Raw genomic sequence first — 26,445 nt, 5'->3', positions numbered from 1 at the left:
ATTGAATTGAGAAAATAATAATGAACAAGAGGTCTCAAGATGCCTGAGTAGGTCGTGGCGTTTTTGGGACTTCTTGTTTTGTCGAAATATAGTGTAAACTATAAGTAGTTACTATTGCTTAAACATAGGATTTAAGATATAACAATATGTACGATTATTATAATGTTCATGTAACCGCTAACAAGAACAACTTCAATAACCAACATATAGAGGGTTAAACGGTATAGATATAGAGTGATAGAAGAGACAGGGGGGTCGCGATCATGAACCGGTTGTGCAAGGTGCTGATTGTTGACGATGAATTTCTGGTTAGACAGGGTATTAAGCACCACATGAACTGGGAAGCAGAAGGATTTAATATTGTAGGGGAAGCATCCAATGGCGAAGAAGGTCTGCAACAGGTGGAGTTGTTAAAACCGGATATCGTCATTACCGACATCGTGATGCCTGTTATGGACGGTGAAACTTTTGTTCGTACACTCAAAGCGGGTTATCCGCATATTGAGGTCATTGTGCTGAGCAGTTTCAGTGAATTCGAATATGTTCGATCTACATTGCAGCATGGAGCGGCAGATTACATATTGAAGCCCAAGCTGGATACGAATGAACTTCTGGAAGTGTTAAGACGTACGGCCGGCAAAATACCGGAGCTTCAATACGAGCCATCCCATGATGGCTGGCGGCTTGGTCAATTAATGGAGAAAATGTTATCCGGATTCACGCTGGACGAAGACAACGAAATGCCTGTTATTCGGGAAAACTTCCCGTTAGGCGCTTTTCGCTTGCTCGCATTTCAGATTACTGAAAGTAGTTTGAAAAATCAGGATCAGATTGAAGCTGAGGTTCGAAAACGCTTGCCTGAGATTGAATGTGCTATTTTACCAGCAGAAAGCCGATTGTCTGTTATGTTGCTGAACATGAAACCTGAGCAAGATGAAGCTAAGGTTGAGCAGATCAGGGAATGGGCAGCGGAAGCAGGGGCAGGACAGAATGCTCCGGTGTGGGTGCTTAGTGAGAGATTTCTTTCTTTTGAAAAGATGGGAGACATCTATCGCGAGCGCTTGCTTAAATTAATGGAGTTTTGCTTCTATTATACGAATCGTGCAATTCTGATTGATGGCGAGCTTCCGCCAATGCATCCTGCAGGGTATCAATTCAACGTCAATATGTTTTTGCAACATGTAAAACGCAATCGGGTGGAGACAGCCAAAGAATATTTGCATGAACATGCCGCGACACTTGGGAGAGACTATATTGCTGATGTGTTCGAGATCAAATCATTTCTGGGTAACTTGATCTTCAATGTCACGATTACCCTGGCAGATATGGATGTGCAGTCAGCGGGGCTTGAAGAGAGTAAATATACGTATTTTAAAAATGTGGATGGAGCCTCGACGCTTACCGAAGTGATGCTGGTTCTGGATCAATTCATGACGGAGGTTCAGGAATGTGTTTCCGGTTCAGGAGGCAAACGAAGTGATCCGAATATGACCATGTTGCTGGATTACATGCATGCGCACTATGACCAGCCCTTGGGGCTGTCCGAAGTGGCCAAACATTTTCATTTTAACCCGTCGTATCTATCCAGTTACTTCTCGTCACATAAAAAAGAAGGATTTAATGAATATCTGAACAAGATTCGCATTGAGAAAGCGGAGGAATTGCTACGATCGGATGATGTCACGATATCTGAAATTAGCAGTATGGTGGGGTATTCAGATCACAGTTACTTCTGTAAAGTGTTCAAAAAATTCACAGGACTATCTCCAAGTCGCTATCGGCGTAAATTTTGGGCTTAAAATAGAAATGGATGAGATTACTTCATGAAAAAGTGGAAAAATGGCTTGTCGCGTCTCGGATTATTCCCCAAGCTAATTCTGGTTATGGTTGTCAGTATAGTCCTGGTGTCAGTGCTTATATTGTGGACAACAATTCATATGTCAACCAATCTGTTTACTGAAACGTTCAGCATCACGAATTCGAAGGTGCTGAGCCAGATCAAAACGAATTTTGATGCGTTTAACGACTCCATCGCTGCGGTGACGAACAATGTGGCCCAAAGTGGGGCTATTCGAGGGTTTCTATCGGATGGGGATGGGGATTCGGTTACCATGTCCAAATCGTACTATAGTATGCGGGAAACGATGAAGCGGGTTCAGTCCATCATTGAGTTTTATGAAGTGGGTATTACGATCGCGGGGGTAAATGGACGAAGTTTTTCGACCAATCCCTCATACATCCAGAAAACAGCCGACGAATTAAAACAGGATCAGATCACAAAGGCAGCGACTGAGTCACCGAGTCGTCTGATCTTCGATGACTACCAGGCCCAGACCAAAGAGGGCACATTGCGAATGATCTCTGCAACAAAAGCGCTGACGGATCGAACGCGGAGCAAAATCTATGGTACGGTTTATATCACGATGAGGGAAGAGTCATTCCGTCAGTTCTACGCCAATTTTACAAGCCGGGGCAATGATGTCGTCATTATGAATGAAAAAGGGGAGATCGTATCCTCTAACCGGGAAGACTGGATTGGCACGACTCAATCTGAACTGTTATCATATGCCGAAACCATAAATGAAACGGCACCCAAAAACATCAATGCACGAGTCATGGGGCAGGATAGCATCATATTATCTGAATATTTACCATTTTACCGTTTGTATATGGTAAACATCGTGGATAAGGAATCTGCGATGGGACAGCTCATTGATATGAAGACGGTCGCATTGATCTGTGCTGCGATTGTGTTTGCGGCTCTGTTGCTGGTGTTCCTGATTACGAGTCAGATGACGAAGTCGCTACGCAGACTGGTCAAACAGATGTCCAACATTACGAAGAGTGATCTGGATAACTATATCCCGATCAGCGGCAGTTATGAGAGCAGGCAGTTAGGTCATGCGTACAATTACATGCTAGATGAATTGCATGATTACGTGGATCAGCTTGTACAGACGCAACGGGAACAACGTAATGCTGAGCTTGCGGCGCTTCAGAGCCAGATTAATCCCCATTTCCTGTATAACACCCTGGCTTCTGTCAAAGTTCTGGTACAACAAGGCAATAAAGATCGGGCCGCCGAGACGATTAATGCACTGATTGGTTTATTGCAAAATACGATCAGTGATGTGAGGGAAACGGTGACGGTAGAGCAAGAGGTCGAGAACCTGAAAAATTATGTCTTCATCAACCATGTACGTTATGGAGGACGGATCAAAGCGGCCTTTTACGTAGCTCCGGACTGCACACACTATCAGGTTCCCAAGCTGGTGATTCAGCCTTTTATCGAAAATGCCTTCTTCCATGGGTTTATCAAAAAAGAAACGGGCACGATTCATGTGATGGTTTCCCGCGCGGGAGAATCATTAGTGTGTGAGATCATGGATAATGGAGATGGTATTGCAGGACTTAATGTAGAAGGAGCACTACCCAATCCGAAAAATAATCGTCAACTGTTCAGTGGCATAGGTATTCGAAACGTGCATGATCGAATTGAGTTGTTGTACGGCTCACCTTATGGTGTGACGATTATGAGCAACGTTGGCGAGGGGACAAGAGTCACTGTAACGTTGCCGTTGATTACGAGTTGAAAAAGATAACAAAAAGTCTCAAAATACAACAACCCTTCATTTCTGATCCCCGGAGATGAGGGGTTTTTCATATGCAAAATCACGGACTCACTGCATATTTGTAAAATTTTCAGCTCAAAATAGTACAAAATCAAAAGAAAGTACAAAAAACCAAATTAAGTGCAACCGTTTTCTGTAAAGGTTTTCATTGTGGCAATAAGAAGACAAATCTGCACAAAATTTTTACTAACGAATGGAGAAATGGGAATGATAAGATGAATACATCGGAAGCAACCGCTTTCAGAAAACGCAAACAAATTTACAAACAAAGAGGTCGAAGGGGAGTTGAATGTTTTGAAAAAAATGTGGGTATTGATGCTCGTAACCGTATTGCTGTTGTCCGCATGTTCATCCGGCGGTGGAGGTAAAGAAGCTGCTAGCGGTGGTGGCGGCGAGAAAGCAAAAGAAATTACGATCTGGGCTTGGGATAAAGCATTTAACGTTGCTGCTCTGGAGCAAGCTAAAGCCATTTATCAAAAAGAAAACCCTGATCTTAAAATCAACATCATTGAAAATGCTCAAGATGCGATCATTCAGAAGCTGAACACTGGATTGAACTCCGGAACAAGCAGCGGTCTGCCAAACGTAGTTCTGATTGAAGACTATCGTGCACAAAGCTTCCTGAGCGCTTATCCAGATGCGTTCAAAGATTTGTCTTCAACAATTAAAGCATCCGATTTTGCAGAGTATAAAATTGGACCAACTTCTTACGAAGGTAAACAATACGGTATTCCGTTTGACTCCGGCGTAGCTGGTTTGTACTACAGAACAGACTTGCTTGAAGAAGCAGGCTACAAAGCTGCTGACCTGCAAGATATCACGTGGGATGATTACATCAAAATCGGTGAAGCTGTAAAAGCAAAAACAGGTAAAGAGCTTCTGTCTCTTGACCCGAACGACCTGGGTATCATCCGTATGATGATCCAAACTGCAGGTAAATGGTACACAGCTGAAGATGGTAAAACACCTGATCTGAACAACAACCCTGCATTGAAAGAAGCGTTCGAAACATACAAAAAAATGATGGATGCTAACATTGTTAAATTGCATTCCGACTGGAGCCAATTCGTTGCCAACGCCAATAACGGTGCTGTAGCAACAATTCCTACAGGTAACTGGTTCTCACCATCCGTTCGTCAAGAAGCTTCCCAATCCGGTAAATGGGCTGTAGCTCCAATGCCGAAAATGGCTGGTCAAGCAAACTCTGTACACGCATCCAACTTGGGTGGTAGCTCTTGGTACATCATGAATGATGTTCCTGGTGCAGATCAAGCGGCTGATTTTATGGCTAAAACTTTCGGTTCCGACAAAGAGTTGTATCAAGAATTGTTGACTAAAATCGGTGCAATCGGTACGTACACGCCGGCTGTTGATGGTGAAGCATACAACAAACCAGACGAGTTCTTCAGCGGTCAAAAAATCTTCGCTGATTTCGCTAACTGGACAAAAGAAATTCCAAAAGTAAACTATGGTAGCAACACTTATGCAATCGAAGATATCTTGGTTGTTGAAATGCAAGCATACCTGAACGGTAAATCAATCGATGACGTTCTGAATGATGCACAAAAACAAGCTGAGGCACAATTAAACTAATATCCCAAGGTAACTTATAGAACCTAGGAAACAACGGAGCCGTCTCCCTTGTCTGGCGCAAGTCGAGCTGGACATGGCGAGAGGCTCTGTAGGTTCTGACCATGTTGCATGGAGAGAGAGGAGCCATACTGTGAAAGCCATAAATACAGGAGACAGTCTCCAAAAGAAAAATAATTTGACTGGATGGGCTTTTGTTTTGCTGGCTGTTGTCGGAATTGTAGCATTCTACTTCTATCCGATGATTCAAGCGCTGCTCTTATCATTCAAGTCAGGCAAAGGTGCCAACCTTGAGTTTTCGGGCCTAGCGAACTACAAAAGATTGCTCGTTGATACCACGTTCCGTACGGCATTATCAAACACGTTCATTTACTTAATCATTCAAGTACCTTTAATGATCATTCTCGGTTTGTTCATTTCCGTATTGCTGAATGACAGCACACTGCGTTTCCGGAGTTTTTTCCGTACTGCAATTTTCTTGCCTTGTGTAACTTCACTTGTTGCTTACTCGGTTGTATTCAAATATTTGTTTGCACCGGATGGTATGGTGAACCAAGCTTTGCTGGGTTTACACATTATCGGCACACCAATTCAATGGATTACCGACCCGTTCTGGGCTAAAATTACGATCATAATCGCCGTTACTTGGCGTTGGACCGGATATAACATGATTTTCTATCTGTCATCCTTGCAAAACATCGATCAATCGATCTATGAAGCAGCGAAGATTGACGGAGCCAATGCTTTCACTCAATTTTTCAAGATTACTGTACCATTGCTCAAACCGATCATTCTCTTTACGTCCATTACATCAACGATTGGTACATTGCAAATCTTTGATGAAATTATGAATATTACCAAAGGTGGTCCAGGTAACGCGACCATGTCGATCTCACAATACATCTACAACCTTTCGTTCAAATATTCACCGGACTTCGGTTATGCAGCAACCGTTTCGTATTCCATCGTAATTCTGATCATTATTTTGTCCATCATCCAGTTCAAAGTGGCAGGTGATAATAAAAATGGCTAATTCAAAAGCAAAACGCATTTTCACATATGTTTTCCTGTCCCTCGTCGCTTTTATTTCCATCTTCCCATTTTTCTGGATGATCGTCAGCGCTACAAACAAATCAGTAGACGTAACTAGAGGCACGTTGCTGCCGGGCTCCGCTTTGATTGAAAACATCAACAAATTGCTCGACACTACGAATCTGATTCAGGCACTGAGCAACTCAGCGATTATCTCCATCGTGTCAACCATTCTTGCTCTCTTGATTGGTTCCATGGCGGGTTACGGGTTTGAAGTATTTCGGACAAAATCCCGCGATATCGTGTTTAACATCCTGCTCATGTCGATGATGATCCCGTTTGCAGCGATTATGATTCCGCTCTATCGGATGTTTGCAACCATTTCGAGTGCAGCACCGGCAATCGGTATTAACACGATGGCTTCGGTTATTATCCCGACCATCACAACAGCGTTCCTGATCTTCTTCTTCCGTCAGAACACCAAAATGTTCCCGAAAGATTTGCTGGAAGCAGGTCGGATTGACGGTCTGAGCGAGCTGGGTATTTTCTTGAAAATCTACATGCCTACGATGAAAACAACATACGCAGCAGCAGCGATCATTACATTCATGAGCAGCTGGAACAACTATCTATGGCCACTCATCGTATTGCAAACGCCAGATCAGCAAACCATTCCGCTCCTGATCTCCAACTTGGGCGCAGGTTATGCTCCAGATTACGGCGTTATTATGACAGCAGTTGTTATCGCAACACTTCCAACTGCACTGGTGTTCTTCATCATGCAAAAACACTTTGTTGCAGGTATGGTTGGTTCCGTAAAATAAGTATAAGTGCATATCACGTCCAACTGGACGAATGCAGGAAAGAAGGGAGGACGCCTGTACAGGCGTACCTCTATCTTTTTTGTATAGATGCAAATTTATCACGAAATTCGTACTACAGAGGGAGAGAGAGCCGATGAAAGCAACAAAGGCAGATATCAACTGGTTAGGTGACGTAAGTGTATTTGAGGTAAACCGTCTTCATGCTTATTCCGATCACCGCTATTATCAAACGATGGAAGAAGCTGTGGCTTCCGCTGAGATGGCACTTCGTTACGATCTGAATGGAACATGGAAATTCAACTACTCAATCCGTCCGGATTGCCGTCCTGAACTATTTTATACATCCGAGTACTCCAGCGAAGGCTGGGATGATATTGAAGTACCGGGACATATCCAACTTCAAGGTTACGGACAGATTCAATATGTGAACACGCAATATCCATGGGATGGATTGAATGAACTTCGTCCGCCAGCTCTGCCGCAGGATAAAAACGCGGTGGGTAGTTACATTCGCACATTCCATCTGCCAGCAGGCTGGGAAGCGAATCCGGTATACATTTCGTTCCAAGGTGTGGAATCCGCATTTTATGTATGGCTGAACGGACAGTTCGTAGGGTACGGGGAAGACAGCTTCACACCTTCTGACTTTGACCTGACACCGTTCCTTCAAGATGGAGAGAACAAACTGGCGGTTGAAGTGTACCAACGCAGCACAGGTAGCTGGTTAGAGGATCAGGACTTCTGGCGTTTCTCCGGTATCTTCAGAGATGTATATCTGTACACAGTTCCGGCTGCACATATCCGTGATGTTCATGTTCGTACCGATTTGGATGCTTCATATACAAACGGTACACTGGAGCTCGATCTGAAACTGGAAGGAAAAGCGGCAACAGGTGCACGGATCGAAGCCGAGCTTCTGGACAAGAACGGAAATACAGTCAAAAGTTTTGGCGGTAATGTAGTTGATAATGGGCTGGTACAACTGCGTGAAGAAATTGGCCAAGTTAACCTCTGGAGTGCAGAGATTCCGTATCTGTATCGTCTGTACATCCGTGTATATGATGCAGCAGGCAACCTTGTGGAAGTTGTTCCTCAAGCCGTCGGTTTCCGTAAATTCGAAATGATCGACAAAGTGATGCACATTAATGGCAAGCGTATTGTGTTCAAAGGCGTAAACCGTCACGAGTTCAACCCGCGCCGTGGTCGTGCTGTAACGAAGGAAGACATGCTGTGGGACGTGCGTACGATCAAACAAAACAATATGAATGCTGTTCGTACATCACATTATCCGAACCAAAGTTTGTGGTATGAGCTCTGCGATGAGTACGGACTCTATGTGATTGATGAGATGAACCTGGAAACACACGGTTCCTGGCAAAAGCTTGGGGCTGTTGAGCCTTCATGGGTAATCCCTGGCGATAAGCCGGAATGGCATGATATTGTTATGGATCGTGCAATTTCGATGGTAGAGCGTGACAAAAACCATCCGTCCATTCTGATCTGGTCTTGTGGTAACGAGTCCCATGGTGGTGAAGTGATCTACAAAGTATCACAATACTTCAAATCGGCAGATCCAACACGTATGGTTCATTACGAAGGTGTGTTCCACGACCGCCGTTTCAATGACACAAGTGACATGGAATCCCGGATGTATGCAAAACCGGCTGACATCGAGGAATTCCTGAACGATAACCCGACCAAACCATATATCAGCTGTGAGTATATGCATGCGATGGGTAACTCCATTGGCGGTATGCATAAATACACAGAACTTGAAGATAAGTACCCGATGTATCAAGGTGGATTCATCTGGGATTACATCGATCAATCGATCTACAAAAAAGACCGTTACGGTAAAGAGTATCTGGCTTACGGCGGGGACTTCGGGGATCGTCCATCAGACTATTCGTTCTGTGGCAACGGGATTGTGCACGCAGATCGTAAAGTGACAGCTAAAATGCAGGAGGTTAAATTCCTGTATCAAAACATTAAACTGTTCCCAAGCCTTGACGGTGTTAAAATCGTGAACCAGAACCTGTTCGCAGACACTTCCGCGTATGAACTGGTGTACAGCCTGGAGCGCGAAGGAAATGAAGTATTGCGCGGTACACTGGATGTAAATGTTGCTACGGAAAGTGAAACTGTGGTAGAACTTCCTTTGAATGCAAAGGCTCTTGAAGGTGGCGAATATGCTGTTAACGTGGCGTTTGTACTGAAAGAAGCAACGCTGTGGGCTGACAAAGGTGACGAAGTAGCATTTGGCCAATTTATTTTCACACAAGAAGGTAGCCAAGCGGCTGTTGTAACGGATAAAAACATTGTGAGCGATATTCGGGTGGTTGAAGGTGACGTAAACATCGGCGTTCGCGTTGGTCAAACGCATGCGTTGTTCTCCAAGCAGTTTGGAACACTCGTTTCCCTGAAATTCTCCGGTCGTGAAACGATTGCGATCCCACCTGCACCACTGTTCTGGCGTGCAACGACAGACAATGATAAGGGTACAGCAATGGGCTTCGAGCTTGGTGCATGGTATGCTGCCAGCCTGTTGCCACGTTCTGTAGAATGGAAACATGAACAAAAATCGGATCAGTACCGGATTGAGTTCACCTATAAATTGAACATCTCGGCCGATGTAGAGGTGAAAGTGATCTATACTGTGCTTGCTGATGGAAGTGTACATGTGCATAACACGTACAAAGGTACCGAAGGATTGCCAAACTTGCCGATCCACGCACTGTCGTTCAGAACGTCTCCGGATTATGAGAACGTGGAATGGCTGGCAATGGGACCAGAGGAAAACTATTCGGATCGCGCATTTGGCGCTCGTCTGGGTATCCATGGTAGTAAGGTTGCAGATACGATGGCTCCATATCTTGTACCACAAGAGTCGGGTAACCGTACAGGGGTACGCTGGGCTAAGTTGACGGACAATGCAGGACGTGGTTTCAAAATCGAAGCTTCCGGTGCACCGGTTGAATTGAATGTGTCACCATATACAGCGTTTGAACTGGAGAATGCGCAGCATGTGTATGAGTTGCCACCAGTGCATTACACTGTCGTTACGGTAGCCGGTAAACAAATGGGTGTTGGCGGTGACGATAGCTGGGGCGCTCCGGTACATCCGGAATATCAAATTCCTTCCAATGGTGAACTGAGCTTTGAATTCGTTATTCGTTCACTGTAAAAGGGAAGTATACGGTAAGAACAACAAGTGATGTTGCCACCCGTGTCAATGCAGTGGTAACTTCAATTGAAACGTGATTATATCAGAGGCAGAGGTTCCCTTGGATGGGGGCCTCTGTTTTTTTGCTTTCCCTTATTGAAACCGTTCTCGCTTCATTCTCGTAGAGTACTGCACAAAGATACTGAGGAGGGGACAGGATGAGCAGAAAAGCAAAAACAGGGGTATGGGTGACAGTGATCGCCGTTCTGGGCATCATTGTTGGATCATTTATATGGTATTTTAATACGGCTTCAGGTGAACGTGCACTCAAAACGATGAGATCAAATAATGCTGGCGGTTTGGAACGTGTAGTTAAGGTATATAGTAATTCGGGTGAGCTGATTCAGACTTACGAAGGCAAGATTGACGTACAGGATACGGAGTATGGCAACAAAGTACTGTTTGACCTGAACGGGAAACGGGTTGTGATCTACAATGCTACGATTGTGACCGAGGAGAAGTGAAGAGAAGTGAAGTGACAGGTACTCTGGTGATCCATAGTACGTAGATAGATCAGGAGACATAATTCTACTTCTGTAGTAAAATTAAGGAAAAGTATGAGAATTGAGTGATTCAGAATGATGATGTTAATCGTTGCTCTTTCCTTGCTGGGTATGGTTGCTTTCTATAGTTTAATTGCTTACCTCCTGATTCGTTTAATATCAAAAAAGACTTTTAAAGTGACGTTAACGAAGTTGGAGATAATTGAAATCATAACTTGGCTTGCACTGACTTTTTTTGCTTTCTACGCGATCAGATCAGGATCATCTTCTATGTTCTTGCCGTCTGTCCTACTTTTTATAACGTTAATGAATATGCGAATCTCGAATCGAAAAGCAAGAGAACGTGTTAAACAGGAATGTACTTGAGTTGTCGGGACAAGGAGGTTGTACTTTGATTCTGGACAAAACAAGCGATACGTCAGGGCTGACACAAGTTGTTGACCTATCTGATGAATTGCAGCCTGTTTTCGACAAAGCCACTGAAAAATATGCTTCGTGTGATATTGAACTGTACTTTGTGTTCCGCTGCCTTCCCGATGAATATGGGCGCAAATCAAACGTCAGACATGTGAAGGCAGAAAAGGTAATCTATTTCGATATGACGGTTAGTGAAGACCGTTATAAGACCTGGAGCAAAAGTAAACAGAGATATGCATTAAGCCATGCGTTTTATACGTTTGTGAGCGACAAGATGAAGAAGTATAAGATAGATCATCTGGATAGGGATGCATTTATTGCAGATATGGGTGCGTGGCTTAAAGAAATTGGATGGTTGCAGACGGAAGAGGAAGCAGAGTTGAATGAGATGCAGGAGAAGTATGAGTAGAAACGGGTGAGTTCAATCATTCTTAGAGTAACCTATAAGAAATAAGTTAAGTGTCAAAATAGCAGTATCTGGCCGACTGATTAGTCGGTTCTTTTAATAATAGACAAATCAGAGCATTTCTGAGCAAGAAGATTCCAGAGGGTTCTTTTACACTGTAAAAGAAAGGAGATGAGAGATCCTGGAAATATTTAAACTGCTTCACCAATCGATTGATTATGTGGAACGACATCTTCATTTGCCAATTGAGATTGAAGATATTGCTAGGGCAGGCATGAGTTCGAAGTATCACTTTCAGCGAATGTTTCATGCAGTAACCGGCGTAACGGTTACCCAGTACGTAAGAAACAGACGTCTCACACTTGCGGCTCAGGAGTTAGCAGGAACAAACTGTAAAGTTATTGATGTTGCACTTAAGTATGGTTATGAAAGTCCAGCAGCTTTTACAAAAGCGTTCCAAAGGATGCATGGGGTAACACCTCTTGAGGCGAAGAAAATGAATGTGAAACTTAAAGCATTTCCTCGAATCTCCTTTCAAATTCAGGTTAGAGGGGAATCAGAGATGAATTATCGATTTGTCGAGGAAAAAGGCTCTATTGTATTTGGGAAAAGCGTTACTATCCATGAAGATGCGTATAAAGAGATACCCGTATTTGTGGAGGGCATTTGGAAAGATGGGACCCATGGTCAGATACTCAAGTTGTTAGAGAAACCGGATGGATCATTGTTATATGGGTATCATTATGATTTTGCTGAGAATGGTTCGAGGCGGTATTTGATGGGAGCAGAAGTGCCAGAGGGCATTCAGGTACCGGATGAATTTACTGTCCTTCCTATACCTGATCAAACTTATGCTGTTTTTGACAGCCGAGGGACGATGCCAGATGATGTCGAAATTGATGTAAGCATTCAGGATATTTGGAAACGGATCTACACCGAGTGGTTCCCGTCAACGAATTTTGAACAAGTGGAAGGACCCTGTATAGAAAAATATTACTGGGTGGATGAACGGGAGAAGGATTTCATCACTGAAGTATGGATTCCGGTTCGTAAAATTGAAGAGGACATTAAATCATTGTAAGGAATGATTACCGTATAAAGAAGAAAGATGGAAAATGGCCAGCAATTTATCCAAAATGGATTATTATCTAGTTCTTTTGAGAAAGAAGGTTGGAAATCTTGGTGATGAATGCACTATTAAGAGGTGGAATACCCTTCGTGATTATGAACGGTATCGCTCTGATCCTTTATTCTCAAGGAAAATATGCTGACGCTAAAGGCACATTTGTTGCAAGTCTGATTGCTCTTTTTGTCGGTGCTGCAACTGTTATTTATAACATAGAACATTGGACTTTGGCGAAAAAAAGCGGTATCCATTTTACTGTAATGCTTGTGACCATTTATCCGATCCTGCTGTTAAGTGGCTGGTTTACGATTCATTCTGTTTTCGATGCTTTTAAAGTTTTCCTGTTTTTTATCTTTGTTGGGATCATTTTATGGTCTGTACTTTTCACATTAACCCAATTTTTCTCTCGATAAATTGCTCAACAAAAAGAAGCCCTCTTTCGAGAGCTTCTTTTTCATGGGAGAGGAGAAACCGGACGAAGAGCTTATGGGGAAACGTAAGTCTTCTCCGCGGTTGTCTACGACACTTGTGATGTCGATAATTATAGAATGGCCCAAGGGTTTCCTTTTTATACATATCTGTCAACAATCCGTCAACAATTTTTTGTATAGGCAGAAGCAGTGTTTTTCAAACGGAACTGGAGTGTGTTAGGATAGGTTAAAGAATAAATATATGTACATAGAGAGAAAAGGTGACGTATTCGTGAGAGTGGTATCTGGAAGTGCAAAGGGCAGGCCGCTGAAGGCTGTTCCCGGCACAGGTACGCGACCGACCACTGATAAAGTGAAGGAAGCGTTGTTTAGTATGATTGGTCCTTATTTTGAGGGCGGAGCAGCATTGGATCTGTTTGCAGGCAGTGGAGGTCTCGGAATTGAGGCGCTGAGCCGCGGCATGGACAAGGCTGTTTTTGTTGATCTGGAACCGAAAAGTATTGAAGTGATCCGCGAAAATCTGAAGGCAACGAAGCTGGAGGGTCAGGCGGCTGTATATCGGAATGATGCAGGTCGTGCGCTCAAAGCGCTGGCTAAACGTAACACAACCTTTGATCTGGTGTTTCTCGATCCGCCCTATCGCATGAAGAACGGACACGAGTTAATGTTGACGATGCACGAACTGGAACTGCTTGAAGAGGGCGCAACCATGGTGCTTGAGTATGAATCCAAACATGAATACCCGGAGCAATTTGGCCCGTTTGAACAAACGCGCAAAGCAGTGTACGGTGAGACTGCGGTATCCATATACGAATATGTAGCTGATGCAGCAGAAGATGAGCAAGAAAACCGCATCACAGAAGAGGAGGCTCCTCATGACTGAAATGATTCAGCGGCAGGAACGCATTGCCGTATATCCAGGTAGTTTTGATCCCGTAACGATGGGGCATCTTGACATTATTGCGAGAGCGTCGAAACAGTTCGACCGTGTCATCGTCGCTGTGTTGAACAATATGAGTAAAAATCCGCTGTTCACGGTAGAGGAACGCAAAGAGTTAATTCTTACTGTAACCAGCCACCTGCCGAATGTGGAAGTGGATAGCTTCCGTGATCTGACCGCTAATTATGTACGGCAAAAGGAAGCGCAGGTTATCGTTCGCGGCATCCGCTCCGTAACCGATTTCGAGTATGAGTTGCAACTCGCGTCAACCAACAGCAAGTTGAACCCGGATGCAGAAACGATTTTTATGATGACCAACCCGAAATACTCCTACCTCAGTTCCAGTATCGTTAAAGAAATCGCCCACTATCATGGGGATGTAACGGATCTGGTATCGCCTGAAGTTGAAGCTGCACTTCGTCAGAAGATCAGCGAGAAAAAAGGCGGTTAATCCATAAGGTAAGGCCCGAGAGACTAATCATTACCCCAAGAAGTAAAGCGAGACTTAGGGCTGCTACAGGGAAGCTGTTCCAGATGAGTTGCCATGTACTTGTGGTGTCTGGAAATTGCAGAAACGGCCAATAGAATAAAGAGTTTGAGCGCTCTACTGCAGTGGTCTGCCACGTGGTCGATACTTCTGTGCTATAACGGCTGAATGGTTCCCACAACCAGAGGGTAAGGCTAAAGGCGGTTAACCCATGTCCTAATCGAACGATAATGAAAAAGAGCATGGATTGCAGTCCGGGGATGGCTGTTCTTAGCATCGATGAGACTTGTAGATGCGAGCATACGCCTCCCCAGCCAAGCGCACCTGCCAGGAATGCCATCAGTAGGGCGGGTGCTATTGCTGTTTTGCTAATGTGGTATGTCCCCAGGTGAAGCTCCAGCACAGAAGGCCAAACTGCAGCTGAAATACCGGGAGTCAGATAGAGTGAGAGTAACCGGATAAATACAGCAAAAACGATGATGTATCCTCCAGTTAATAATAGAATTTGTACGGCCTGAGATACGGTGTCCCCCAGTAATTTTCCAAACCCTCGTGCGTCCCGGCTATGTGCTTCTCTAGCGGCTCGCAACATGCGCGAACCGATGCGGAGTTTCTGAGAATCTGGAGCTAAGGGAGGCAATTGTTTCTTTTCTGTCTCTGTGTGATCTTGGGCTGGGGAGAGAGAATGGACATCTGTATTAGGTGACATAGAGTCTGGTACAAGTTTTTTTTTGCGGGATGCAGGTATAAAACGAATGGCAACGGCGGCTGCAATCCAGCCACTGATCCAGTGTGAAATGAGGAGAAAATATCCAGCGGCAGGATTATGAAGAAAAGCACCTCCAACAACAAGCAGAATCATCATAGGGTTGGCAAAATGAGCTGCTGCCGTAATAATAACCGCCTGTCTGGCGGTCATTTGTTGATCCTTGAGTAATCGAGATACGGCATCTACGGCGGTTGGAAAACCTCCACACATGCCCACAGCGAGAGCGAAGCCGGTATGGCCGGGTAGCTTGAACAAACGCCTCATTAGGGGCTCTAGCAGAACTCCCAGGGCGTGGGTAAAGCCAAACGCGGTCAGCATTTGGGATAACATCAGGAACGGCAACAGGGCAGGAAAGACAATTTTCCACCAGATGTCGAGTCCTTGAATGGATGCGTCGAACGCTTCTTTCGGAGATGCAACTATTGCAACAACCAGCATGAATGCACTGGTGCTCAGGAATACGGTTCGTACCAAACCCGGACTTCGAACCTCACTGGATACGGTCATCGTTTCACCTCATATCAATTAACGCCCCTTGGGCATTGGGATTATAGTGGACGGCCGAATCACGTTCGTAAACGGTTCGGCCTTGACCGGATAGACGGCGAATCATCCTGCGGCCTATCCGGCCTGTACCATTGTATGCAGGAACAACAAGGTGTTAGACTTGGATTGTAATCATATGGAATAAGATGAGCTAAATGAATTACACAAAGCAACTCTTGTGGAGTGGGTTCAGCTTGTATAGAGATAAAGAACGGAGGCTCATGAGATGAATCGGTTCCGGAAAACAGGTGGTTTCAGAGCTTCGATCTACGTGATCGCGGTGGCTCTTATTGTCTATCTTACGGTGTACATGCCAACGCCGTATATTATTTATAAACCTGGCAGTGCGGATGAAGTTAAACCCATGGTTACCGTGAAGGACGGTGACAAAGATGAAAAAGGCGTATTCATGATGACCACCGTGTCGGCAACGTATGCCAATTTATTTTTGCTAGGCACTTCGTATTTTGATAAAAATGCACAGGTGGATAAAAAAGAAGATCGTCTGCGTGGCAAAAGCGAGGCGGAATACTCCGCTGAACAGGTCTGGTTCATGAGTGATTCGCAATCCTCTGCCATGGAAGCGGCCTATGAGAAAGCGGGTATTGCATACTCCATTGTGCCTGAAAACATCTTTGTGTTTGGTCTTTCGGAAAATCCCAAACCGGATGGAGATATTGAACCCGGAGACATTATTCTGGGTGTGAACGGTACAGCTACACCGGATAATACAGTGCTTGCCAAACAGCTGGAAGGAAAAAAAGCCGGGGATACGGTGGAGATGCAATTGGAGCGCGGCGGTGAAACGATTAGCCGGGATATCACGCTGGTTGAGGTGAAAGACAGCAAGACAGGCAAGATGCGTACTGGACTTGGGGTGATGATTGGTGCGGTGCAGAAGGTGAAGCCGGAAGACCCAAACAAACAAATCACATTTTCAAGCACGCAAGTGGGAGGTCCTTCTGCCGGGTTAATGTTCACGTTGGAGATTTATAATCAGTTGACTCCTGGTGATCTGACCAAGGGACATCGGATTGCTGGTACAGGTACGATTACGAAAGATGGTGTTGTAGGAGCCATTGGCGGTGTGCAACATAAAATTGTCGCTGCCGACCGTAAAAAGGCAGAAATCTTCTTTGTACCTAAAGACAACTACAAAGAAGCTGAGGCCAAAGCAAAAGAAATCAACACTCCAATGAAGCTTGTGCCCGTAAGCACACTCGATGATGCGTTAGCCTTCTTGAAAACTCTGTCTGTGAAGTCTTAAGTGAAATAAGAGTATCTTACTAGAAGATTGGACTTAGAAGAGCTTGGGCAGTGACCTCTTTTAAAATAAGAAGGTATTGCTCGGAAAAACAGTTATAGGAGATTCATAAAAAAGAGCGAGAAAGCAATGAGAAAAAGGGATGTAAATTAAGTGTTCAGGTCAGGTTGAATAATACGATAAGTGTTATGCATTGGTAGGATACATGTGTAAGACGTTGCTTTTAAAAAAACGAAATGAAAAAATCCCTTGTGATGACAGCCAAAGGCTGGACACAGGGGATTTTTTGCTGGTTCTATAGTTTGTAGGGCGAGATGAGTCAGATTCTCACGGGTGATTCGTAGTAGTCGCTATACATTATGCGTGATATGTTGCGCGAATCCTGTTGGTCATGGGCAAGAGCATAGGCGGCTTGCGCCTGGATATCCAATTCCAGTTGAGCATGTTCAAACGTTGAGGGTTTCATTACAACAGGCAGGGTGGCTGTTTTTTTCATCTGTTTGAGCAGACTCTGGCCTGTTGAAGTAAAGCCGAGGATACGCAGATATCCGGGTCCGGTGGCTAATCGCTCTGGTGAACACTCTTCTTTTGTGTGGTTCAGGAGCAGGTGGGCGAGCATGCGCTGCAGTTTGGTGCGCGTGTAACGCCGGGTTTTGAGCGCATTCAGGAGAGTTTCGACTGAAGGCTCGGGGAGCTGGGCGAGTGCACGTATGAGCCGATGCTCCAGTCCTTCCGTGACTTCGGCGATACGTTCCAGCTCGGAGGCACGGCGGGTGGCCGCGATGTGCAGCAGCGGCTGGGCAAAGCGCTCCCAGTGCATGGGAGCGCGTCCTTCTTGCCATTCGCGATGCAGAATGGCAAGGGTTGCCGCCGGCACATATGGTGCGGCGGCTTTAGGCCCGTCCGCCAGCAGCAGGCGGCGGACAGCTGTGGCACTGGCGATCGCCCCCGGTCCGGGCGTCGCCTGATGATAGGCGGCACCGGTACGTGCCGTCGTCAAGGGCTGGATCGCGCTGCCAAGCCGTTGCAGCGCGATGAGGTAGTGCAGCCCAAGCGAATTGTTGGGCTGCTCCAGCAGTGCCGCGGCGTCGTGAGCATCGACGCCGCCGGGCGCCAGCGCTGCCGCCGCGCCTGCGTACGCGGCGGGGTAGCTGGCGCCCTCCCGCAGGCGGCGCGCGATATCCTCGCGCAGCCCTGCGGGCTCAACAGCCAGCACGCGCGCAATGCGCTGCAGGCTGTCGATGTCGCCGGACTCGCTGCCAAAGCAGAGCGAGTCCACAACTCCGGTGCGGTGCAGCAAGGATACCGCACCAAAGGCAAACCACTCCGCCGGTTGAACCGCATAGGCAACCGGCAGTTCAAGCACGAGATCGGCGCCAGCATGGAGCGCCATCTCGGTGCGTGCCCTTTTACCAACGATGGCGGGTTCGCCACGCTGGAGAAAAGGGCCGCTCATCACGGCAACAACGGCGTCTGCTCCGCTAAGCCGCCGCGATTCATTCAGATGATGCACATGTCCGTTATGCAACGGGTTATATTCCACAATAACGCCTACAGCTTTCATGAGCGTTACTCCTTCCTGCCGCGTTGAAATCTCCCATTGGGTCGTTAATCACGCGGGTCATGACATTTTTACAATAAGGGATAGCATAAATTAGTCTGTTCACCTGCAAAGTGCATTTTACCTCTTTCATCATAGAGTAGAGCTGGCATTAGAGCAAATGATGAAAAAAGGCACAGAACCAGCATCCGCAGATGCTGCCTGTACCTGAAGTATAGCCCTGATTATCTTTAAGAAAATCTTTCATAAGAAGCTACCTAAGAAGTAAGCGCCACTTTCCCTGAATCTATTTTTGTACCTTCCAGATGAATTCTATACGCTCTCCGACTGTATTTTATGCTCACACATTCTCCGTAGCAGGAGCAAGACTGGCTTTTGGCCCGAAAAATTCATAATGGATACGATCTTCTGCAACACCAATGGACAGAAGTTCTGCATATACCGAACGCATAAACGTGACAGAGCCGCACAGATAATAGTTCGCATCCGGTTCTTGAATGACTTGACGAAGCCATGCCGCATCCATGTATCCCTGTTTATAAGCCAGCTCATTTTCCAGATCGGAATCAGCAGGCGAAGTGTAACAATAGTGTGCGTTGAGATTAACATGCTCCTGAGCCAGTTGACTTACGTGATCGCGGAACGCGTGCGATAATCCGTTCGGGCTAGCATGTAAAAAGGTAATGGAACGCTGATTATCCGACTCCAACATTGTATTCAGCATGCTGACCATAGGGGTTATCCCTACACCTCCGCTTAACAGCACAACAGGACGCGGATCTTCCATATTCAATATTAAATCACCCGCAGGAGCGGAGAGTTCGACCAGGCTCCCCTCTGTAATATGATTGTGAAGATAATTGGAAATTACTCCGTCAGGGCGATCCGTTCCACCCGATTCACGTTTCACGGATATACGATAATAGGGTTTGCCAGGTGCGTCGGAAAGGGTATACTGACGAATCTGAGTGAATTCCTGTCCGGCAGGCTGGATTTTAATGCTGATATATTGTCCTGCCTTGTATGAAGAGATAGACTTGCCATTCTCCGGTATCAAATAAAACGAAGTGATGAGTTCGCTTTCTTGTACTTTTTTCGCAACTTTGAAGGTTCTAAAACCGTCCCATCCACCCGTTTGATTTGCGGCTTCGCTATACATATCCTGCTCAATGCCTATAAAGGCATCTGCAATCACTTGATAAGCATCGCCCCAAGCGGCTAAAATTTCATCGGTTGCAGCATCACCGAGTACATCTTTGATGGCTTGAAGCAGATAAGTGCCAACGATAGCGTACTGTTCAGGTACAATGCCGAGGCTGCGGTGTTTGTGAGCAACCTGACGAACGGCTGGCAAAATAGCCGCGAGGTTATCGATGTGCATTGCCGCGGTGTAAACCATGTTGGCGAGTGCGGCTTGCTGACGGCCTTGTTTTTGATTTGCGTGATTGAAAATGTTTAATAGCTCCGGGTGAGCCGTAAACATCGTTTGATAGAAATGGCGTGTAATAGCTTCTCCATGAACTTCAAGTACGGGTACAGTAGATTTGATTACGTCAATCGTTTGTTGGCTTAACATGTAATTTCCCTCCCGAGTTTCTTTGAATATCAATAATAGATTGTTATAAAAATAATTGTGAAAGTTACTTTGTGATTGAATCTACGACAAGTATAGGCATCAGGTCTAGCGACCTGTGTGACATAGATCACACCATTCGTTAACGATTGGTGACCGATGTAAGGAGTGGAGAGCATCAGATATAAGTAAGGGATAGAATCGTAAGTATAGATCCTATAGATGACTTGTAGTTATGATGGAGTAGGTCTATAATAGATCAGATGTGACGGTTGAATCGGAGTGATCATTTTCCAAAAGGGGTGTAAAGTTAAAAGTGTTGACAAACCTCTTGGAAAATCGGTATAATGATTTTTGTTTGTTAAGTCAGTTTCATAAATCTTTTGTGAGTGACAGACAGCATACATACAGTCAGGAATGAACGCACATATTAGGATCGTCTTGAACTGTATACTGCCGCCATTCGTTAGACAACTATTTATGAAATTGGTTTCGTTTGGAGTGATAGAACATGATAATGCCATTTCGCAAAGTGGCAACCAGTGATCGCCCCCTGCGCTTTAACGAACAGTGGGATATCAAACATCTGGTTTCTAACCGACAAGATATCACAGCCGTTACTCCGCTGACTGCAGATTTGTCTGCAGAGATCAGAGAGGAGAACGTTGTGGATGTTCATGGCAAACTGACAGTAGGGGTGGACATGTTATGCTCCCGTTGTCTCAAGCCGCTTAGTGAACATTTTCATATTGATTTTCATGAGCAATTCAAGCAGGGAAAACAACCAGAGGAATTATCTGAAGATGACGATACTCTCTATGTGGATGAGGATAGCGTTGATCTGAAAGGTTATGCCGAGGAAGCTTTTCTGCTGGATCTTCCGTTTGTACCGCTCTGTAGCGAGACATGCAAAGGACTTTGTCCCAAGTGTGGCCATGAGCTGAACGAAGGTGACTGCGGTTGCGATAACCAGGTTATTGATCCGCGGCTTGCAGGACTCAAGGATTTTTTTAAATGAGCATGATTGAAAATCGAACGTAACAACTACCTGCAAAGGTTGATTTTGATAAGGAGGTGGGAATAATGGCAGTACCTCAACGGAGAACGTCCAAGACGCGTCGCGACAAACGTCGCACTCACTTTAAATTGGCTGTACCGGGCATGGTGAAATGTGAACAATGCGGCGAATTGAAGCTTGCTCACCACGTGTGCAAAGTGTGCGGAACGTACAAAGCAAGAGAGATCATCTCTCAATAATAGCTACACATCAAGCAACACTTCATTTCGATGAGGTGTTGCTTTTTTGTGTAAAGAAAAGCGAACGCATAAGCTTGTTCAAGCGGGTATGTATGCTTGTTACACATGTTCATCAGCACTTTGATGAAGTGATGTGAATTTGTTATACTAGCCTTTCTTTTTGACACAGGATGAGATATACTATAGTTTAGTACCAGGTTCTAAGATTTGACGTTACATACAGATCATCATACACTTTTATTTAGAAGCTCCCTGAATAAGCAGGGCTACAGCATATAATGAAGTAAGGTTTGAAAGAACGAACTTGACCTAAAGGCAGGTTCTGGAAACGATACAGCGGGGGGTGTCAGGCATCGAGCGTTTACCGAAGAGACAGAGGCAACAGCAGTTAACCAAAATGATAGACGAGAATCCGTTTGTGACCGATCAGGAGCTTACACGTCAATTGAAGGTAAGTATCCAGACGATCCGTCTTGACAGGCTGGAACTTGGCATACCGGAGCTTCGGGAACGGATGAAACTGATGGCGGAGCGCTCGTATGATCAGGTGCGATCACTGCCCCTGCATGAGATTATCGGTGACATTGTGGATTTACAGCTGGACAAGAGCGGGATATCCTTATTTGAGATCAAAGAGGAACATGTTTTTTCAAGAACAGGTATTGCCCGTGGGCACTATGTCTTTGCACAAGCGAATTCACTTGCTGTCGCTGTCATTAATGATGAGATTGCGTTAACTGCTTCGGCAGATATACGTTTTGTTCGTTCTGTTCGTTTGGGAGAAAAGTGTATTGCCAAAGCTTATGTGAAATCAATTCCCGGTCAGAAGGGGAAAGCCAAAGTTGAAGTGTTCACCTATGTTGGTGAAGAAATGGTGTTCCAAGGTAATTTTGTGATCTATCATTCAGGTGGAGAAGACAGCAAAGAAGGAGGTCATATGGAATGAGAATCGTCATTGATGCCATGGGAGGAGATCATGCTCCTGCGTCAACCGTAGAAGGGGCTATTGCCGCAGCTACGGAATGGGCGGATACACAGATCGTCCTGGTTGGCGATGAAACCAAGATTGAACCTCTTTTAAGTCAGTCAGGAGCAAGACCGGCCAATTTGAGCGTTCGGCACGCTTCAGAAGTGATTGGTTCAGATGATGAGCCGGTAAAGGCAGTAAGGCGCAAAAAGGATTCTTCCATGGTTGTAGCCGGACGTATGGTCAAAGAGAAGGAAGCCGACGCCATGATCTCGGCAGGGAATACAGGGGCGTTAATGACGGCTGGTTTGCTTGTTGTAGGCCGGATGGACGGAATTGAACGTCCTGCACTTGCCCCCATGATTCCCACGATGGATGATGTAGGTGTGCTTGCGCTAGACCTCGGTGCGAATATGGATGCTAAACCGGAACACTTGGCACAATACGCGCTGATGGGCAGTTTGTACCGGCAAAAAGTACAAGGCATTGCCTCCCCGAGAGTGGGGTTGCTCAACGTGGGCACAGAGCCGGGCAAAGGAAATGAGTTGACCAAACATGCCTATCCGCTCTTAGAACAGCTTCCGATTCGTTTTGTGGGGAATGTAGAGGCTCGTGATGTACTGACTGGTGCCTGTGATGTGCTGGTGTGTGACGGGTTTGCCGGCAACATCCTGCTGAAATCACTGGAAGGCGCGGCAGGAGCGATATTTGGTCTGCTCAAAGAAAAATTTACTTCATCCTTCAAAAATAAATTGGCTGCGGCGGTACTCATGCCAGAATTGCGTGGGTTAAAGAGCAAACTTGATTATACGGAGCACGGTGGTGCCCCATTGTTAGGTTTGAGTGGACTGGTCGTCAAAAGCCATGGTTCCGCTGACGGCAATGCGATCAAAAATGCCGTGCGTCAGGCACGGATTGCAGTACAAAACCAGTTGGTGGAGAGCATATCTAAGGAAATTAGTGGGAAGTGAGTGACGATATGAATAATTTGCGCCCGGTAGGGATTATTGGTACAGGTAAATATGTGCCGGAGAAAATTTTGACAAACAGTGATTTGGAAAAAATGGTCGATACGAATGACGAGTGGATTGTCAGTCGTACAGGAATTAAGGAGCGGCATATCGCTGCACCGGATCAAGCTACTTCTGATCTAGCCTATGAGGCAGCAATAAAAGCGCTTGAATCTGCTGGCATGACAGGCAGTGATCTGGATCTGATTATCGTTGCTACGATTACACCGGATTCCTCTTTCCCGTCGACAGCTTGCATTCTGCAAGATAAACTGGGAGCCAAGGGCGCTGCTGCATTTGATTTGTCTGCTGCTTGTTCCGGGTTTGTATACGGCCTTGCAACGGCAACCAGTTTCATTCAAAGCGGCATGTACAACAACGCGCTTGTTATTGGTGCAGATTGTTTGTCACGTATTACAGACTACACAGACCGCAACACTTGTGTTCTTTTCGGTGATGGAGCAGGAGCTGTCGTTGTTGGTGAAGTTCCGGAAGGCCGTGGTTTCAAAGCATTTGATCTCGGTGCAGAAGGGGCAGGAGGCAGTCTTCTTAACATTGAAGGCGGTGGTTCACGTCTGCCAGCAAGTGCGGAAACGATTGAGAACAAAAAGCATTATATCTATATGAACGGCCGTGAAGTGTTTAAATTTGCTGTTCGTGTCATGGGTACAGCAACGATTGAAGTTCTTCGCAAAGCTGGCATGGATCGCACGGATGTTGATTTGTTCGTTCCACATCAGGCGAATGTTCGGATTATTCAATCGGCTATGCAACGACTGGAACTTCCAGAGGAGAAAGTGGTTGTCAATGTAGACAAGTATGCGAACACGTCGGCGGCATCCATTCCACTTGCACTGGTTGAAGCTGCAGAAGAAGGCCGTATGAAAGCAGGAGATACTGTTTTGATGGTTGGTTTCGGCGGCGGTTTGACTTGGGGCGCATCCGTACTCGTATGGTAAACTAGACAGCTGGAGGATGAATGAAATGGGTAAAATCGCTTTTGTATTCCCTGGACAGGGATCACAAAAAGTAGGTATGGCCAAAGATGTATATGAGTCTGTACCTGCAGCCACGGAAGTTTTTCGCACAGCAGATGAGGCGCTGGGCTTCTCGCTGAGCAATCTGATCTTCGAAGGACCAGACACGGAGCTGAAACAGACATCCAATACCCAGCCGGCACTGCTCACCGCGAGTATCGCACTGCTGGAAGCTTTCAAAGAAAAAGGAATTGAGGCAGACTACGTTGCAGGTCATAGCTTGGGTGAATACAGTGCACTAGTGGCAGCGGGTGTTCTTTCTTTTGAGGATGCTGTGCAAATTGTCCGGGCACGTGGTCAGTATATGGAAGAAGCTGTTCCAGGTGGACAGGGAGCAATGGCTGCTGTACTGGGTGCGGATCGGGAAGCGCTGGGGGTGCTTTGCCGTGAAGTGTCAGAAAGCGGAGATACAGTTGAACTTGCCAACATTAACTGTCCTGGACAAATCGTTATTTCGGGTGTGAAAGAGGGCGTTGCTGCCGTGTCAGAACGGGTGAAGGAAGCAGGTGGCAAGCGCGCAATTGCAATTGAAGTAAGTGGTCCGTTCCACTCTTCATTGATGAAAGGCGCTGCCGATAAGCTGGCCGATAAGCTGAGTACAGCGACGTTCTCACCTGCGAAGGTTCCTGTGGTAGCTAACGTAACCGCAAGACCTGCTGAAGATGGACAATTTCAGAACTTGCTTACCACCCAGGTCTATTCTCCGGTTTTATGGGAAGACAGTGTGACATGGCTGATTGAGCAAGGTGTGAATACGTTTGTTGAGATTGGTTCAGGCAATGTATTAACCGGTTTGATTAAAAAAACAGATAAAACCGTAAAATTATACAATGTAAACAGTCTTGAAACCTTGGAAGCAACCGCAGCTGATCTGAAAAATAATAATTAAATCACATAAGCAAAACTATTTATTTACACTTTAACGGAGAGGACAGAAAAAACCTGGGGATAACAGCGATTGAAAGGTTATTCTGTCATCGGAGTGGCTGTGTAAATAATCGAAGTTCAACTTGTGTAGATTCAGGGAGAGGAGGAATGGTTATGTCTAAACCGTTAGAAGGTAAAAATGCATTAGTAACCGGAGCATCCCGCGGAATTGGCCGCAGTATTGCACTTGCCCTGGCTGAAGCCGGAGCGAATGTTGCTGTAAACTATGCGGGCAGTCAGGCTGCGGCAGAGGAAGTGGCCGAAGAGATTCGTGCAAAAGGTGTTCAGGCGATTACGATTCAGGCGAATGTAGGTCAGATGGTTGAAGCGGAACAGATGGTGAAAACAACGCTTGAAGCATGGGGCAATGTCGATATTCTGGTGAATAATGCGGGGATTACACGGGACAACCTCATTATGCGGATGAAAGAAGAAGAGTTCGATCAAGTTATCGAAACGAATCTTAAAGGGGTGTTTAACTGTCTGAAGGCAGTAACACGTCCAATGATGAAACAACGTTCAGGAAGAATTATTAACATCTCTTCTGTCGTTGGTGTGCTGGGTAATCCGGGTCAAGCCAACTACGTGGCTGCCAAAGCGGGAGTTATCGGTTTAACGAAGGCTTCTGCTCGAGAACTTGCTTCTCGCGGAATTACGGTGAACTGTGTTGCACCAGGCTTCATTGAAACCGATATGACCAAGGAATTGTCTCAGGAGCTGGTCGATGGTATGCTTAGTGGCATTCCGTTGTCCCGTCTGGGACAGCCGGATGAAATTGCTGGTGTGGTTACATTCCTTGCATCAGAAGCTTCATCTTATATGACAGGTCAAACACTGCATGTCGATGGCGGCATGTACATGTAAATTTCCTGGGCTTTGAATCAAAGTCGGGGAACAGGCGCTGGACGATCCGAAATGCCGGA

23 protein-coding genes are annotated in these 26,445 nt (G+C 45.7%); 20 read left to right on the top strand and 3 right to left on the bottom strand.

All coding sequences use genetic code 11. From position 1 onward, the window contains the following. The first annotated feature begins 263 nt into the window (after positions 1–263). The 12 genes from BLQ13_RS22520 (at position 264) to coaD (ending at position 14,575) form a co-directional block, all read left to right on the top strand. Complete coding sequence (locus BLQ13_RS22520) at positions 264–1,799, top strand: response regulator transcription factor (protein ID WP_090923921.1); 1,536 nt, start codon at positions 264–266, stop codon at positions 1,797–1,799. Between the two features lie 24 nt (positions 1,800–1,823). After that, positions 1,824–3,593, top strand: a complete 1,770-nt coding sequence (locus BLQ13_RS22515; protein ID WP_090923920.1) for a cache domain-containing sensor histidine kinase — start codon at positions 1,824–1,826, stop codon at positions 3,591–3,593. 333 nt (positions 3,594–3,926) lie between these two features. Continuing rightward, positions 3,927–5,225: an extracellular solute-binding protein gene (locus tag BLQ13_RS22510; protein WP_167375818.1), complete on the top strand. Its 1,299-nt coding sequence runs from the start codon at positions 3,927–3,929 to the stop codon at positions 5,223–5,225. Positions 5,226–5,355: 130 nt separating this feature from the next. Continuing rightward, entirely contained in the window at positions 5,356–6,255 is a 900-nt protein-coding gene (locus BLQ13_RS22505) for a carbohydrate ABC transporter permease (RefSeq protein ID WP_090923919.1), read from the top strand. After that, positions 6,248–7,078 (top strand): carbohydrate ABC transporter permease, encoded by an 831-nt coding sequence (locus BLQ13_RS22500; protein ID WP_090923918.1) that lies wholly within the window; start codon positions 6,248–6,250, stop codon positions 7,076–7,078. The genes BLQ13_RS22505 and BLQ13_RS22500 overlap by 8 nt, the downstream gene beginning before the upstream one ends. Before the next feature lie 133 nt (positions 7,079–7,211). Further along, complete coding sequence (lacZ, locus tag BLQ13_RS22495) at positions 7,212–10,262, top strand: beta-galactosidase, LacZ type (protein ID WP_090923917.1); 3,051 nt, start codon at positions 7,212–7,214, stop codon at positions 10,260–10,262. Positions 10,263–10,459: 197 nt separating this feature from the next. Continuing rightward, positions 10,460–10,765 carry a hypothetical protein gene (locus tag BLQ13_RS22490; protein ID WP_090923916.1) on the top strand — a complete coding sequence of 102 codons (306 nt, stop codon included), beginning with the start codon at positions 10,460–10,462 and terminating at the stop codon, positions 10,763–10,765. Positions 10,766–11,195: 430 nt separating this feature from the next. Continuing rightward, on the top strand, positions 11,196–11,630 hold the full coding sequence (locus BLQ13_RS22480; protein WP_090923914.1) for a hypothetical protein: 435 nt from the start codon (positions 11,196–11,198) through the stop codon (positions 11,628–11,630). A gap of 235 nt (positions 11,631–11,865) precedes the next feature. Continuing rightward, positions 11,866–12,708 (top strand): AraC family transcriptional regulator, encoded by an 843-nt coding sequence (locus BLQ13_RS22475; protein WP_244159418.1) that lies wholly within the window; start codon positions 11,866–11,868, stop codon positions 12,706–12,708. 104 nt (positions 12,709–12,812) lie between these two features. After that, positions 12,813–13,166: a DUF3021 family protein gene (locus BLQ13_RS22470; RefSeq protein ID WP_338060891.1), complete on the top strand. Its 354-nt coding sequence runs from the start codon at positions 12,813–12,815 to the stop codon at positions 13,164–13,166. A 289-nt stretch (positions 13,167–13,455) separates the two neighbouring features. Further along, a complete protein-coding gene (gene rsmD / locus BLQ13_RS22465; RefSeq protein WP_090923912.1) occupies positions 13,456–14,067 on the top strand; it encodes a 16S rRNA (guanine(966)-N(2))-methyltransferase RsmD in 612 nt (203 codons plus the stop codon). A 1-nt stretch (position 14,068) separates the two neighbouring features. Continuing rightward, positions 14,069–14,575 (top strand): pantetheine-phosphate adenylyltransferase, encoded by a 507-nt coding sequence (gene coaD / locus BLQ13_RS22460; RefSeq protein ID WP_090923955.1) that lies wholly within the window; start codon positions 14,069–14,071, stop codon positions 14,573–14,575. Here coaD and BLQ13_RS22455 read toward each other — a convergent pair. Further along, positions 14,553–15,887: a nucleoside recognition domain-containing protein gene (locus tag BLQ13_RS22455; protein WP_090923911.1), complete on the bottom strand. Its 1,335-nt coding sequence runs from the start codon at positions 15,885–15,887 to the stop codon at positions 14,553–14,555. The genes coaD and BLQ13_RS22455 overlap by 23 nt on opposite strands. Positions 15,888–16,152: 265 nt before the next feature. On the opposite strand from BLQ13_RS22455, the gene BLQ13_RS22450 reads away from it, so the two are divergent. After that, positions 16,153–17,193: a SepM family pheromone-processing serine protease gene (locus tag BLQ13_RS22450; RefSeq protein ID WP_090923910.1), complete on the top strand. Its 1,041-nt coding sequence runs from the start codon at positions 16,153–16,155 to the stop codon at positions 17,191–17,193. A gap of 316 nt (positions 17,194–17,509) precedes the next feature. Here BLQ13_RS22450 and BLQ13_RS22445 read toward each other — a convergent pair whose 3' ends face one another. Both BLQ13_RS22445 and hmpA read right to left on the bottom strand, forming a co-directional pair. Next, a complete protein-coding gene (locus tag BLQ13_RS22445) occupies positions 17,510–18,754 on the bottom strand; it encodes a nucleotidyltransferase (RefSeq protein WP_090923909.1) in 1,245 nt (414 codons plus the stop codon). A gap of 337 nt (positions 18,755–19,091) precedes the next feature. After that, positions 19,092–20,327: an NO-inducible flavohemoprotein gene (gene hmpA, locus BLQ13_RS22440; RefSeq protein WP_090923908.1), complete on the bottom strand. Its 1,236-nt coding sequence runs from the start codon at positions 20,325–20,327 to the stop codon at positions 19,092–19,094. A gap of 508 nt (positions 20,328–20,835) precedes the next feature. Here hmpA and BLQ13_RS22435 point away from each other — a divergent pair. From BLQ13_RS22435 to fabG, 7 genes are all read left to right on the top strand, one after another. Next, complete coding sequence (locus BLQ13_RS22435; protein ID WP_090923907.1) at positions 20,836–21,342, top strand: YceD family protein; 507 nt, start codon at positions 20,836–20,838, stop codon at positions 21,340–21,342. Positions 21,343–21,407: 65 nt separating this feature from the next. Then, entirely contained in the window at positions 21,408–21,581 is a 174-nt protein-coding gene (rpmF, locus tag BLQ13_RS22430; RefSeq protein ID WP_090923906.1) for a 50S ribosomal protein L32, read from the top strand. A gap of 397 nt (positions 21,582–21,978) precedes the next feature. Beyond that, positions 21,979–22,527, top strand: coding sequence for a transcription factor FapR (gene fapR / locus BLQ13_RS22425; protein WP_244159423.1), 549 nt, complete (start codon positions 21,979–21,981; stop codon positions 22,525–22,527). Then, on the top strand, positions 22,524–23,519 hold the full coding sequence (plsX, locus tag BLQ13_RS22420; RefSeq protein WP_090923905.1) for a phosphate acyltransferase PlsX: 996 nt from the start codon (positions 22,524–22,526) through the stop codon (positions 23,517–23,519). Before fapR ends, plsX begins: the two co-directional genes overlap by 4 nt. Positions 23,520–23,527: 8 nt before the next feature. After that, positions 23,528–24,517 (top strand): beta-ketoacyl-ACP synthase III, encoded by a 990-nt coding sequence (locus tag BLQ13_RS22415; RefSeq protein ID WP_090923953.1) that lies wholly within the window; start codon positions 23,528–23,530, stop codon positions 24,515–24,517. Between the two features lie 25 nt (positions 24,518–24,542). After that, positions 24,543–25,484 carry an ACP S-malonyltransferase gene (gene fabD / locus BLQ13_RS22410; protein WP_090923904.1) on the top strand — a complete coding sequence of 314 codons (942 nt, stop codon included), beginning with the start codon at positions 24,543–24,545 and terminating at the stop codon, positions 25,482–25,484. Positions 25,485–25,636: 152 nt separating this feature from the next. Then, on the top strand, positions 25,637–26,386 hold the full coding sequence (gene fabG / locus BLQ13_RS22405; protein ID WP_090923903.1) for a 3-oxoacyl-[acyl-carrier-protein] reductase: 750 nt from the start codon (positions 25,637–25,639) through the stop codon (positions 26,384–26,386). The last annotated feature ends 59 nt before the right edge of the window (positions 26,387–26,445 follow it).

Origin of the sequence: Paenibacillus polysaccharolyticus (genome assembly GCF_900102085.1) — a bacterium.
Classification (GTDB): domain Bacteria; phylum Bacillota; class Bacilli; order Paenibacillales; family Paenibacillaceae; genus Paenibacillus; species Paenibacillus polysaccharolyticus.
The sequence above is the reverse complement of the archived record's forward strand: the minus strand, read 5'-3'. Positions and strand labels throughout refer to the sequence as shown.